We start from the raw sequence: 13,442 nt of genomic DNA on the forward strand, positions 1-13,442 counted from the left end.
GGGGCAAGCCCCCTCCCACATTTGGATGTTGTACGTTTTCGGAATCAGTGACCTGAGGCTTCCGGCCCGGCCTTGGCGCCAAACGGCGGCTTGGCCAACCACACCAGCAACATCAACGCCATGAACATCCACCCCAGCAACGTGAAGTAATCCACGGTGGACATCATGTACGCCTGGCTGGTGAGGATCTGGTCCAGCTGCGTGTAGGCCTTCTGCCCTGCCCCGCCGAGCGCCTGCAAGGCATCGCGGGTCGCGGAGTCGTAGGTGGTCATGTTCTCGCTCATGTACGCATGGTGCTGGTCCGCGCGGCGGATCCAGATCCAGGTGGTCAGCGAAGCGGCAAAGCTACCGCCCAGGGTCCGCAGGAACGTCGCCAGACCTGCGCCGTCGGCAATCTGGTGCGGCGGCAGGTCGGACATCAAGATGCTCAAGGTCGGCATAAAGAACAGCGCCACGCCGATCCCCATGAACAGCTGCACCATCGCGATGTGCGTGAAGTCCACCTCATTGGTGAAGCCCGCACGCATAAAGCAGCTCAAGCCAATCGCCAGGAACGCCAGGCCTGCCAACAGGCGCAGGTCGAACTTGTGCGCGTACTTGCCCACGAACGGCGACATCAGCACCGGCAGGATGCCGATCGGCGCCACCGCCAGGCCCGCCCACGTGGCCGTGTAGCCCATCTGGGTCTGCAGCCATTGCGGCAGGATCAGGTTGATGCCGAAGAAGCCTGCGTAACCCAGGATCAACACGATGGTGCCGATGCGGAAGTTGCGGTAGGCGAACAGCCGCAGATTCACCACCGGGTGCTTGTCGGTCATCTCCCAGATAATGAACACCGCCAGGGCAATCACCGAAATCGCGGCGCCAATGATGATGAAGTTGGATTCAAACCAATCCAGGTCATTGCCCTTGTCGAGGATGATCTGCAAGGCGCCAACCCCCACGATCAGGCTCAGCAGTCCCACGTAGTCCATGGGTTGGTAGCTGGTCTCCACCGGGCGTTTCTTCAGTTGCGAACGCACCACCATCACCGCAAAGATGCCGATCGGCACGTTGATAAAGAAGATCCACGGCCAGCTGTAGCTGTCGGTGATCCAACCGCCGAGGATCGGCCCCGCAATCGGCGCCACCACCGTGACCATCGCCAGCAGCGCCAGGGCCATTCCCCGCCTCGCCGGCGGGTAGACCGCAATCAGCAGCGTCTGCGTCATCGGGTACAGCGGCCCGGCCACCAGGCCTTGCACGACCCGAAAGGCGATCAGTTCAGGCATCGACGTGGAAATGCCACAGAGGAACGACGCCAGCACAAACAGCATGGTCGCCCACAAAAACAGCTTCACCTCGCCAAACCGGCGGCTCAGCCAACCGGTGAGTGGCAACGCGATGGCGTTGCTCACCGCAAACGAGGTGATCACCCAGGTGCCCTGCTCCGAACTCACGCCGAGGTTGCCGGAAATGGTCGGCAACGCCACGTTGGCGATGGTGGTGTCGAGCACCTGCATAAAGGTCGCCAGCGACAGGCCAATAGTGGCCATCAACAGGCTGGGTGGCGTGAAGGAGGCGTTATTGCTCATCAGCGTTGCGCAGCCTTGGGAGCGGCGAGGCTGTTGTCATGGATCAACTGGGTGATCATGGCGTCAGCTTCGGCCAATTGGCGGTCATACACGTTGGTGGTGAACGAGGCCTTTTGCGGCGCCTGTTGCGCCAGCACCGGGCCGCTTTGGTCGTGCAGGTCCACATTGACCACGGTGCTCAAGCCCACGCGCAGTGGGTGCTTGGCCAGCTCCTCGGCGTTGATATGGATGCGCACCGGCACCCGTTGCACGATCTTGATCCAGTTACCGGTGGCGTTCTGCGCCGGCAACAGGGCAAATGCGCTGCCGGTACCGGCGCCCAAACTGTCCACGGTGCCGCTGTACTTCACGTCGCTGCCGTAGATGTCCGACTCAATGTCCACCGGTTGGCCAATGCGCATATCGCGCAGTTGGGTTTCCTTGAAGTTGGCGTCGATCCACAGCTGGTTCAGCGGGATCACTGCCATCAACGCTGTGCCGGGCTGAACGCGCTGGCCCAGTTGCACGGTGCGCTTGGCGACGTAGCCGGTGACCGGTGCGATCAGGGTGCTGCGCGCATTGGCCAGGTAGGCTTGGCGCAATTGCGCGGCGGCGGCCTGCACATCCGGATGGGAGCTGATCACCGTGTCGTCCACCAACGCGTTGCTGGTTTTCAGTTGCTGTTCAAGGTTGGTCAACGCGTTCTTGGCGGCGGTCAGGCTGTCACGGGCGTGGGACAGTTCTTCCTGGGAAATCGCCCCGCCCTGGGCCAGGGTTTTACGGCGGTTGAAGTTGTCCTGGGCCGTTTGCACATCGGCTTTCTGCGCATTGACCTGGGCCTTCATGCCATCGACGTTGCTGTACAAACCGCGCACCTGGCGCACGGTGCGGGCCAAGTTGGCCTGGGCGCTTTGCAGGCCGACGGCGGCGTCGTTCGGGTCGAAGTTGATCAGCACCTGGCCTTCGTGGACCAGGTCGCCGTCGTCGGCGCCGATGCTGACCACGGTGCCGGTGACCAGCGGGGTGATTTCCACCACGTTGCCGTTCACGTAGGCGTCGTCGGTGCTTTCGCTGAAGCGGCCGTAGAGCTCATACCAGCCCCACACGCCGACCACGGCGAGGATGACGATCAGCGTCAGGCCGATCAGCATCACTTTGCGTTTGCGGGGGTTGTTGTCTTGCTTGGGTTGTTCGCTTGCAGGGGTGTTTTCGGCAGTGGCCATGACAAATACCTCAAATTATTCCGTGCGGGTGGCTGGGGTGGTCGCAGCCACGTTGTCGGCGCTGTAGCCGCCGCCCAGGGCCTGCATCAATTGAATCGACAGATCGATCTGCGCAGCATTCAGCGTTGCCAACTGGCGCTGGGCCTGCAGCAATTGCTGTTCGATGCTGAGTACATCCAGGTAGTTACCGATCCCGGAGCTGTAGCGCTGCACGCCGGTGTCGTAGGACTGCTGGGCAATGTCCGCGGCGTGTCGCTGGGCCTGGATCTGCCGGCCGGTGTCGCGCAGTTGCGAAAGGGTGTTACCGATATCGCCCAGGGCTTGCACCAGGGTCTTGTTGTACTGCGCCACCGCCAGGTCGTAGTCGGCGTCGCGGGCATCGAGGTCGGCGCGCAGGCGGCCGCCGTCGAAGATCGGCAGCGAGACCGTCGGTGCAATATTGAAGAAGCGGCTGGCTGAACCGAACATCGCATCGCCCAGCAACGACTCGGCCCCAGCGCTCGCGCTCAGGTTGAGGTTGGGGTAGAAGCGGGTCTTGCTCGCATCGATGTTCTTGCCCGCCGCCTCGACGCGCCAGCGCGCGGCGATCAGGTCCGGGCGACGGCCCAACAGCTCGGCCGGCAGCACCGATGGCACGGCAACGGCGCTGGGTTTCAGCACGGCGGGCCGGGCCAGTTCACTGCCACGGTCCGGGCCTTTGCCGAGCAACACCGCCAACGCAATCTTGGCGCTCTGCAGTTGTTTTTCCGCGTCGATCAGCTGCGACTGGGCGCTGGCTTCGAGGCTTTCGGTCTGCTGGTACTGGTACTGGCTGTCGATGCCCGAGTTCAGGCGGCGCTTGCCCAGGTCGAGCATCTGCCGGGTGCGCTTGAGGTCGTCATTGGCCAGGTCCCGCACGATATGGGCCTGGCCCAAGTCGCTGTAAGCCTTGGCCACATTGGCGGCCAGCGTCAGGCGCGCCGCCTGCTGGTCGACTTGGGCGGCACGCGCCTCGCCCAACGCGGCTTCCCAGGCAGCGCGCTGGCCGCCCCAGAGGTCGAAGTTGTAATTGAAGCTGGCGCCGATGTTGCGCACGGTCGAATAGGCATCGCCTTCGCCGCGTGGGTCCTGGTCTTTGGCCAGGCGCGAACGGCTCACGCCGGCGCTGGCATCCAGGGTCGGCATGCGCTCGGCGTTGGCGGCGTAGGCGGCGGCTTCGGCCTGGTGGGCACGGGCGCTGGCCACTTGCATGTCGGGGCTGTTTTGCAGGGCTTCCTGGATCAGGCCGTCGAGTTGTGGGTCGCCGAGGCTTTTCCACCAGTCGGCGCTGGGCCAGGCGGCGCTCGACAAGGTCGCACCGCTCAGGGTTTTTCCGCTTTGCAGGGTGCTCGCGTCGAGGCGTTTGCCTTGGGTGTCGAGGCCGCTGTAGTTGGCGCAACCGGCCATGCTCATGGCCACCAGCGCCAGGCAAAGGGCACGTGTGTTCATTGGTTACCTACCCGCTGGATAGTGATGGGATCACCCGCAGCTATCAGAATTTTCTTTAGGATCTTTTCCAGGGTTTCCAACTCACCCGGCTCCAGTGCGCCGGCCAGCTGGTTCAATGCATCGGCGCCGATGAACGGCAGCATGTCTGCCAGACGCTGGCCCTCCGGGGTGAGTACAAGCTGCACTTGGCGTCGATCCAGCGCTGAACGTTTGCGGTCCAGCAGCCCCTTCTGCTCCAGGCGGTCGAGCATGCGGGTCATTGAACCGCTGTCCAAAGACAGGTTGCGGCACAGCTCCGCCGGGGTGTCGACGCCGAACTGAGCCATGATGATCAACACCTTGAACTGCGCGGCGGTGATGCCGTGGGGTTCCATGTGGGTGTCGATGATCCGGTCTTTGAGGATTGCGGCACGCCCGAGCAAGAGGCCGAGGTGGCAGTTGTGGAAGTTATCCGGGGTGAAGTGTTTCATCGGAAGTCACCTTATTACTGCCTAGGCAGTGAATGTGTGACGAGATGTTACTGCTTAGGCAGCAAATGTCAAATGGAATAATTAGCTTGCTTGCTAATGTGGGAGGGGGCTTGCCCCCTCCCACATGTTTAATCGCGTAAGCGTTAGAAATCGCGCTTGTAGAAGATATCCAGGGAGCTGGCCACGCCGCTTGCCACTTCCAGATACACCTTCTTGCTCAACAGGTAGCGCAAGGCAATCGTGCTGGCGGGCTCGAACACGCCCACGCCGTAACGCAGGCTGAGTTTCTCGGTGATCTTGCCGCTGGCCACCACGGCGGTGTTGTTACCGCTGCCCTGGGTGTCGAGGTCGAAGTCCTGGATACCCAACTTGTTTGCAAGGTCCGAGGTGACCCCGGCGCTGCCCATCAACCCCAGGCCCAATGCGGCTTGCGCGAGCATATTGTTATCTTCGCCGGTGCTGCTCAACGGACGCCCCAGCACCAGATACGACAGCGCCTGTTCCTGGCTCATGGCCGGTTCCGAGAAGATTTGCGTGGTGGGCTGCTCGGCACTGCCGCTCAGGCGGATACCGGCGACCACATCATCGGTCTTGCGGATCGCTTCGATGTCCAGGTACGGCTGGTCCAGGGGCCCGGCGAACAACAAGCGCGCTCGTCGCACATCCAGCCGCTGCCCGTAGGCACGGTAGCGGCCATCGTTGAGCCACAGCTCGCCACGGGTGTCGAGGTTGTCGCCGATATGCACCTGGCCCTGCACCTTGGCAGTGAGGCCGAAGCCCGAGAAGTTGAGCTTGTCTTCGCCCACCACCACGTCGATATCCATGGCCATCGCCATCGGCGGCTTGCCCTCCTCGGTCTGGCTGCCGATGATCACCGTGTCATCCGAGACTTTGACGGTGGACGGCGGCAGCTCACGCACGGTGATATCGCCACGCGGGATGTGCACTTTACCGGCCACCGCCAGCTTGTCGTTCTTCAGGCTGATTTTCAGGTCGGGCGCCACCTCCAGCACGGCGTACGGTTCAACCGTGACCGGCAGTTGCGAGCCTTGCAGGCTGAGGTCCACGACCAGCGCCTGGCCCCAGTCGATCTGGCCCTTGAGGCTGCCCTGCCCCGCCTTGCCGCTGCGCCAGCCACCGTTGAGCTGCACGCTTTCGCCCGCGATCAGCGCTTGCACATTCAAGCCTTCGAGGCTGATGGGCAGTTCCGGCCCGGCAATCTCGCCACCCACCAGGTTCACGTTGCCGTTGACCTGCGGTGCCAGCAAGCCACCGGAAATACGACCATTGCCATTGAGCTTGCCGCTGAGGGTTTCCACCATCGGTACAAACGGCCGCGCCACCGCCAAGTCCAGCCCGACGAGGCTGAAGTTGCCGATGATCGGTTTGTTCTTCGGCAACGGGTTGATCTGCGCCTGCAGCATCAACTCACCGAGCTTGCCGCCACGGAAGTTCAGCTGCGTGTCGATGCGTTTAGGGTTAAGGGTGGTTTCCAGCTTCAGGGTGTCGTAAGGGAAATCCAGCCACTGGTCCTTGTCCTTGACGCGCAGGATGCCACCACTGGCGTCCACCGAGACCAGGCCTTTAGGGCCGCTGTCCGGCAGGTCCAGTTGCAGGTCGGCGTTGAGCTTGCCCTGCCAGGCAAAATCCTTGGGCAAGAACGCCGCCAGGCTGTCGATGGGGAATTGCTTGAGGTGGTAGCGCAGTTTCGGTTCCGGCATCAGGCGCTGGTCTTCGCCGCACAGGCTGGCGGGCCCGGACACCCAGCAGTGCGCGGCAAAAGTGAGCTTGCCATCGGCCAGGCGCTCGATCTTCGCCGGCGCCTGCAGCTTCCAGTCCTGCCCGCCGGCTTGTACATCACCGCTGGCCAAGCGCCCGCGCCAGTTGCCTTTATCGAGAGTGCCATCCAAGGCCAGGGCCAGCTTGACCAGCGGGCCGACCAAGTCCAGCTGGACCTTCTGCTGCTGGATATCGCCTTGGGCGCTGGCGGTCAGGGTACCAACCTGGGTGTCGCCGGACTGGATGCCGTTGCCCTTGAGGTCGATCTTGGCGCGCTGGGCATTGTCCAGGCTGGCATCGAGGGTGAGGCTTTGCAGGCGATTGTCGGCAAACGCCAGTTGCTGGCCCTTGAGGCCCAGTTTGCCTTGGGGCGCCTTGAGACTGCCGGCCACGTCAAGTCGGCCGTTGACCTGCCCGCGCAGTTGCGGCCACAACTGGGCCAGGCGCGCCAGCTTGATATCAATCTGCCCGGCCAAGCGTTGTTGCAGGCTGCCACTGCCGTTGATGCGGTTGTCGCCGAGGCGGATATCCAGGTTAGCCAACGTCCACTGTTCGCCCGCCCCGTCGGCCTTGGCCGCCAGCACCGCGGTTTGACCGCGCAGGCGGCCCTTGAGGTCGAGGTCGGCATTCAGCTTGAGGTGCTCGTTCTTGAACTCGCCTTTACTGCGCAACGGCCCGGCCAGGGTGCCGGGCAATTCAGCCACCCAGTAAGCCGGGTTCAGCGCCGACAGGTCGAGGGCCGTGTCCCAGGCAATGCCGTCGGCGAATTGCAGGTTCAGGTGGCCTTCAGCCCTGCCTTGGCCAGCGGTGAGTTTCAGTTCAGGCAGGAAAATTTGTTTAAGGTCGCCACTGAACGGCGTGACCACATTGAACTTGCCCGCCGGGCCATCGAGGTCGGCCTTGAGGTTGCCCAGGTAGTTGCCGTCCTTGTAGGAGATCTCACCATTGAACGTACGCAGCGCGACTTGCGGCTCGTCGATCACCGGATAGAGGCGATGCCAGGGGAAATCCAGCCAATCGATCTTGGCCTCGGCGCTGAAGCCTTGCTGCCAATCGAGTTGGGCGGTCAGCTTAAGGCTTTGCTTGTCACCGGCATTCAGGTCCAGGCCGGCAATCTGCGCGCCTTTGGCGTCGACCTTGCCCTGCAGCAGCAAGTCCACCGGGCCCTTTTCCGCCGGCAGCACGGCCTTGCCCAGTAATTGGTAGCCGCTGTTCAAGTCGCCTTTGGCGGTGAGGTCGAGTTGATTGAGTTGCAAGGTGTCGGGCAGATCGGCGCTGGGCTTGAAGCCGTCGGCAGTGAGGTGCAATTGGGCCGGGAGGTTTTCCACCAGCGGTTGCAGCTCGCCGGTGAGCTTGGCCGGCAGGTAGCCGCTGCTGTCAGCATTGAGCTTGAGGGTCTTGAGCAGGTCGCCGTCGACGTTGAGAGCGACCTGCCACGGTGCGCCGCCCGGCGCGTAGGGCAGGCTCAGGTTACCGCTGGCGCTCAACGGCCAGTCGCCAATGGGTTGCAGCAGGCCGGCGAGGTCCAGCACCAGGCCATCGCGCTGCACATGCACCGAGTCGATCTGCAGGCCGGCGGCGGTCCAATGCGCCGCCAGTTGCAAGCCTTTGAGTTCTTCGCTGCCGTTAAACAGCAGGCTACCGACGCGAACGTCGCCCAGCTGGATGGCCAGCGGCAGTTTCAACTCAGGCAGTGCGATCGGCCCGCTGCTTTCCTCGGTGCTTGGCGGGAATTGCAGGCTGACCTGTTCCACGTCCAAGCGGTCGATACACAAGGTCATGCGCAATAGGCACGCCGGCGACCAATCCCATTGGGGGGCCTGGAGTTCGACGCGACTGCTGTCCTGCTGCCACAACACATGGTCGGCGCTCCATTGGCCGCCCAGATGCCCCTGGAAATGCTCTACGCTCAACCCCGGTACACGCCCCAACGCCCAGCGGCTGCCCGCCTGAGTGCCAAGTACCGCCCACAGTGCCAGCAACAGCCCCCCAAGGAGGGCCATCACGGCCAACCCTGCTATTTTCACACCACGCATCACAGCTCAGGCCCCATGGAAAAGTGCAATCGAACGCCGCCCGGATCTTCGAGGGCATGGGCCAGGTCAAGGCGGATCGGGCCGACCGGCGAAACCCAGCGGATACCCACGCCCACGCCGGTCTTGAGGCTGGGCATTTCCAGGGAATTGAAAGAGTTGCCCTGGTCGATAAAGGTCGCGACCCGCCATTTCTCGGCGATGGAATACTGGTACTCGGCGCTCAGGGCCACCATGTAGCGGCCACCGATGCGGTCGCCACGGTCGTTCTCGGGTGACAGCGTCTGGTACTCGTAGCCGCGCACGCTCTGGTCGCCACCGGCAAAGAAGCGCAGCGACGGCGGCACCGACTTGTAGCCATTGGTGGCACTGCCGCCTACCTGGGCACGCGCCAGGAAGCGATGGTTGTCCCACAAGGTGGTCAGGCCTTTGACCATGGCCGTGCCGTAGAGCAGGTTGGTGTCGGAGCCCAAGCCCTCTTTCGCCACCTTGCTATCGAATTGCAGGCGATAGCCGTGGTGCGGGTCGATGCGGTTGTCACTGCGCAGGTAGGAATAGCTGATCCCCGGCATCACCAGGTTGCTCAGGCCGGAGTCATTACCCAGGCGATACTCTTCGCGCTGGTACTTGAGCGAGATCACTCGGGTCCAACCGCTGGGCAATTTGCTGTGCCACTCGGGGCCGAGGGTGAGCAATTTACTCAGGGTGTCGGTGTTGGCGATTTCTTCATTCTGATAGCCACCGGCGAAACGCAGCTTGTCGGTGAGCGGAGGGTCGAGCGGGATGTCATACCACAGGCCGACGTTCTGGCGTGGCGCCGACAGCTCGGCTTCCCAGCCATAGCTATGACCCTGGGGGTTGACCCAGTGCCGGGTCCAGTTGGCTTTGCCGCGTGGGCCGACGTCAGTGGAGAACCCCAGGCCCAGGCCCATGGTGCGCGGCTTGCGGGTCTCCAGGCGCACGGCGACCGGGATGATGTCGTTGGCCGAGGCGGCCGGGGCCGCGTCCACGCGCACGCCTTCGAAAAAACCGCTGGCTTGCAGGTTCTGGTTGAGTTCGGCGATCAGTTCGGAATCGTAGGGCGTGCCACTTTTGAACGGCACCATGCGTTGCAGCAGCTCTTCGTCAAACGGCGTATCGCCGGCGAAGCTGACCTTGCCCAGGGTGTAGCGCGGGCCGCTGTCGTAAACGAGTTCGATATCGGCGACACCCGCCTTCGGGTCCACCGCGAGTTGCTGTTGGGTGAAGCGCCCGCTGAAAAAGCCGTAGCGCGACGCCTGGTTCTGGATCAGACGCTTGGCGTCTTCGTAATGGCCGTGGTTGAGCACGGCGCCGGAGGTGAGGTCGTCGCTGACGGGCACGCGAAAGGCCTTGAGGTCGGCGGCAGGGCCGTCGACCCGAATGGTCACGTTACGCAGATGCACCGGCTCGCCGGGGTCGATGGTGAGGATCAGGCGCGGATTCTTGCCGCCCTTCACATCGCTTTCGATCTGTGGCTGATAGAAACCCAGCGCCTGGGCGGCCTTGCGCGCCTGCTCCTCGGCGCCGCGGCTGAACCGCAGCAAGGCCTCTTCATCACGATCGCCCACCCCGCCGATATAGCCTTCGATGTTGGCTTTCAACGCGTCGTTTGAGGGCTTGATCCGCACGTCCAATTCGCTCTGCGCCAAGGCGCCGCAGCTTGTGAACAGCAGAACCAAGCCGCTGGTAAATCTTCCTGGAAACTTCATAGGCGCGGATGCTACACGAGCTGGGGAGAAACTTAGAACTCAGACAATTCTGAAAAATTCTGTGCTAAACCGTTACGGCCTGTAAGGCCTGGGGGTTGGGATGGAAAAAAACGTGCTCCAGGATCGGTCCTACAGCGACCTCACCAATTTCCTCATAGCCCTGACGCTTATAGAAATCCAGGTAGCGTGAATTGCCCGTGTCGAGCACCACACCGGACGAATGCGGGTCTTCGGCGCACCAGTTGTGCACGGCCTCCAGCAACTGCTCGCCATAATGTTTGCCCTGGAATTGCGGGTGGATCCCCAGCAGCGGTAACACGTGCACCGACTCATTGGGCAGGCACGCCAGCACGGCGTGGTGGTAGTCGAGATAACGCCGGGTACCGCGCACACCCGTGCTCAACCACATGCGCAATTGCCAGGCCCAGCTCTCGGTGATGCCCAGGCGCCGTTGCGGTGGCGCGATCAGGGCGATGCCGATCAGCCGGTCGTTGACGAACAGGCCAATCGCCGGCAGTTTCTGAAAGAAATGCTGTTTGACCAACTCGCGCACGGTGGCCCGTACGCGCTGCTCGTAGCCCGGACGCTCGGCTTCGAAGATATAGGCAAAGGTCGGCTCATGACGATAGGCCTGATACAGCAGGGAACGGGCCTCGCGGGAATAGCCGCTGTTGAGCAGGCGAATTTCAGCAATGGCAATCGAAGTGTCCGGCATACAGTCAATCTCCCTGGGCGCCGCTCAGGAGGCGACGTTCTTATGGGTACGAACCCACGCAGCACGAGTCGTTCCCAGACATTAGCAGCGCATCTGCCCTACCGCCATGCTGGCCCCCGTCCGACTTGTCCGCTAGCATCGCCCTTTTGCCAGACTGGACTGCCGACCATGAAAATCGTCTCCTTCAATATCAACGGGCTGCGCGCCCGCCCTCATCAGCTGGCGGCGCTGATTGAAAAGCACCAGCCCGACGTGATCGGCCTGCAGGAAACCAAGGTCCACGATGACCAATTCCCCCTCGCCGAAGTACAAGCCCTGGGCTATCACGTGTACTACCACGGGCAGAAAGGCCACTACGGTGTGGCCCTGCTCTCGCGCCAGCCGGCGCTAAGCCTGCACAAAGGCTTTGCCAGTGACGAAGAAGACGCCCAGCGCCGGTTTATCTGGGGCACTTTCGCCGACGAACATGGCCAGCCAGTGACCATCATGAACGGCTATTTCCCACAAGGCGAAAGCCGCGACCACCCCACCAAATTCCCGGCCAAGCAGCGCTTTTACGAAGACCTGCAACAGTTGCTGGAAAGCCAGTTCAGCAATGACCAGGCGCTGGTGGTGATGGGCGACGTGAACATTTCCCCGGAAGACTGCGACATCGGCATCGGCGCCGACAACGCCAAGCGTTGGCTGAAAACCGGCAAGTGCAGCTTCCTGCCGGAAGAACGCGAATGGATGGCGCGCCTGAAAAACTGGGGCCTGGTGGACAGCTTCCGCCACTTGAACCCGGACGTGGTGGACCGCTTCAGCTGGTTCGACTACCGTAGCCGTGGGTTCGAAGATGAGCCCAAGCGCGGCCTGCGGATTGACGTGATCATGGCGTCCAATGGCCTGCTGCCGCGGGTCAAGGACGCCGGGGTGGACTACGACCTGCGCGGGTTGGAAAAGCCGTCGGACCATGCGCCGATCTGGCTGGAACTGAGCTGATCTAAGGACCGTACTCGGTCAAAATGTGCCAGGGGGCTTGCCCCCTCACACATTTAGCCTTGCGGCGCGCCAGTCATATTTATGCAACCTGCCTGACTTATTCTCGCGGCACTCCCTTTGGCTTGAGAAGGTGCCGGCATGAGGCTGCGCGTTCTGTTCCTGCTGACCCTGTTTCCCGTCTTCGCTGTTTGCGCTCCCCTTCCCGTTCCCGACCAAGGCCCTGCACTGCGCATCCAGGGTTCCAATACCATTGGCGCTGCGTTGGGCCCGGCGCTGGTCAAGGGCTTGATGGAGCATCAGGGCCTGCAGGCAGTGCACACTGAACCGGCCGAAGGTGCCAATGAACAGCGCGTGATCGGCAAGACGCGTCAGGGCAAGACCGTGACCATTGAGGTCGCCGCCCACGGTTCCAGCACCGGTTTCACTGCGCTTAAAAAACTCTCTGCCAACCTGGCGGCCTCCTCCCGTCCGATCAAGGACAGTGAACTGGTCGATCTCGAACCCCTCGGCGACCTGAAAAGCCCTGAAGCCGAACAGGTGATCGCCATCGACGGCTTGGCCATCATCCTCCACCCGCAAAACCCGTTGAACACCCTGAATACCGAGCAACTGGCGCAGCTCTTCAATGGTGAGATCAGTACCTGGGAGACCGTGGGCGGCGTCGGCGGGCCGATTCATGTGTACGCGCGCGATGATCAGTCCGGCACCTACGACACGTTCAAGGACCTGGTACTGCGCCTGCGCGGCAAACCGCTCGTGCCTTCCGCCAAGCGTTTCGAGTCCAGTGAGCAGTTGTCCGATGCGGTCAGCCAGGATCCGCAGGGCATCGGCTTTATCGGCTTGCCCTACGTGCGCCAGGCCAAGGCAGTGGCAATTGTGGACGGCGACTCACAACCGATGTTGCCGCTCAATAGCCTGATCGCCACCGAGGATTACCCGTTGTCCCGTCGGCTGTTCTTTTACCTGCCGCCGTCGGGGCACAACCCGTGGGCCAAGGCGCTAGTGGACTTTACCCAGAGCAGCAAGGGCCAGGCGATTGTCGCGGCGAGCGGGTTTATCGCCCAACAGGTGCAGGCGATGGACGTCGAACCGCGCGCCTCGATGCCCGAGGGCTATCAAACCATCGCCCGCGAGGCACAGCGCCTGACGGTGAATTTTCGTTTCGAAGAAGGCAGCGCCAGCCTCGACAACAAAGCACGCCAGGATTTGCAGCGGGTGGTGGCTTATATAAAAAGCCACGACAAGCTGGATAAGCAGGTGACGCTGGTGGGGTTTGGTGACGCGAAGAATGACCCGCAGCGCGCCGCGTTACTGTCCAAGCTCAGGGCGATGGCGGTGCGCCGGGAGCTGGTCAAGAGCGGTGTGGTACTGAGGGAGATTCGCGGGTTTGGCGCGCAGATGCCGGTGGCGGCGAATACGGCGGATGAGGGCCGGATCAAGAATCGGCGGGTGGAGGTGTGGGTTTACTGAGGACTGATGGATCTTCATTGC

At 62.5% G+C, this 13,442-nt stretch carries 9 protein-coding genes; 2 read left to right on the forward strand and 7 right to left on the reverse strand.

The features are described 5' to 3' along the window. Window positions 1–44 precede the first annotated feature (44 nt). The 7 genes from K7431_RS09460 to K7431_RS09490 form a co-directional block, all read right to left on the reverse strand. Window positions 45–1,574: a DHA2 family efflux MFS transporter permease subunit gene (locus K7431_RS09460; protein ID WP_012724996.1), complete on the reverse strand. Its 1,530-nt coding sequence runs from the start codon at window positions 1,572–1,574 to the stop codon at window positions 45–47. Further along, window positions 1,574–2,776 carry an HlyD family secretion protein gene (locus K7431_RS09465; protein WP_012724997.1) on the reverse strand — a complete coding sequence of 401 codons (1,203 nt, stop codon included), beginning with the start codon at window positions 2,774–2,776 and terminating at the stop codon, window positions 1,574–1,576. The genes K7431_RS09460 and K7431_RS09465 overlap by 1 nt, the downstream gene beginning before the upstream one ends. A gap of 15 nt (window positions 2,777–2,791) precedes the next feature. Continuing rightward, window positions 2,792–4,243 carry an efflux transporter outer membrane subunit gene (locus K7431_RS09470; protein ID WP_012724998.1) on the reverse strand — a complete coding sequence of 484 codons (1,452 nt, stop codon included), beginning with the start codon at window positions 4,241–4,243 and terminating at the stop codon, window positions 2,792–2,794. Next, a complete protein-coding gene (locus K7431_RS09475; protein WP_012724999.1) occupies window positions 4,240–4,713 on the reverse strand; it encodes a MarR family winged helix-turn-helix transcriptional regulator in 474 nt (157 codons plus the stop codon). The genes K7431_RS09470 and K7431_RS09475 overlap by 4 nt, the downstream gene beginning before the upstream one ends. Before the next feature lie 143 nt (window positions 4,714–4,856). Next, complete coding sequence (locus K7431_RS09480) at window positions 4,857–8,528, reverse strand: translocation/assembly module TamB domain-containing protein (protein WP_080567201.1); 3,672 nt, start codon at window positions 8,526–8,528, stop codon at window positions 4,857–4,859. Next, window positions 8,528–10,255 (reverse strand): autotransporter assembly complex protein TamA, encoded by a 1,728-nt coding sequence (locus tag K7431_RS09485; protein WP_012725001.1) that lies wholly within the window; start codon window positions 10,253–10,255, stop codon window positions 8,528–8,530. Before K7431_RS09485 ends, K7431_RS09480 begins: the two co-directional genes overlap by 1 nt. Before the next feature lie 64 nt (window positions 10,256–10,319). Then, window positions 10,320–10,970, reverse strand: a complete 651-nt coding sequence (locus tag K7431_RS09490) for a GNAT family N-acetyltransferase (protein ID WP_012725002.1) — start codon at window positions 10,968–10,970, stop codon at window positions 10,320–10,322. 168 nt (window positions 10,971–11,138) lie between these two features. Here K7431_RS09490 and xthA point away from each other — a divergent pair, with 168 nt between their 5' ends. Both xthA and K7431_RS09500 read left to right on the forward strand, forming a co-directional pair. Next, complete coding sequence (gene xthA / locus K7431_RS09495) at window positions 11,139–11,951, forward strand: exodeoxyribonuclease III (RefSeq protein ID WP_012725003.1); 813 nt, start codon at window positions 11,139–11,141, stop codon at window positions 11,949–11,951. 138 nt (window positions 11,952–12,089) lie between these two features. Continuing rightward, window positions 12,090–13,421 (forward strand): substrate-binding domain-containing protein, encoded by a 1,332-nt coding sequence (locus tag K7431_RS09500; protein WP_012725004.1) that lies wholly within the window; start codon window positions 12,090–12,092, stop codon window positions 13,419–13,421. The last annotated feature ends 21 nt before the right edge of the window (window positions 13,422–13,442 follow it).

Source organism: Pseudomonas fluorescens group sp. (genome assembly GCF_020093335.1).
Taxonomy (GTDB): domain Bacteria; phylum Pseudomonadota; class Gammaproteobacteria; order Pseudomonadales; family Pseudomonadaceae; genus Aquipseudomonas; species Aquipseudomonas petroselini.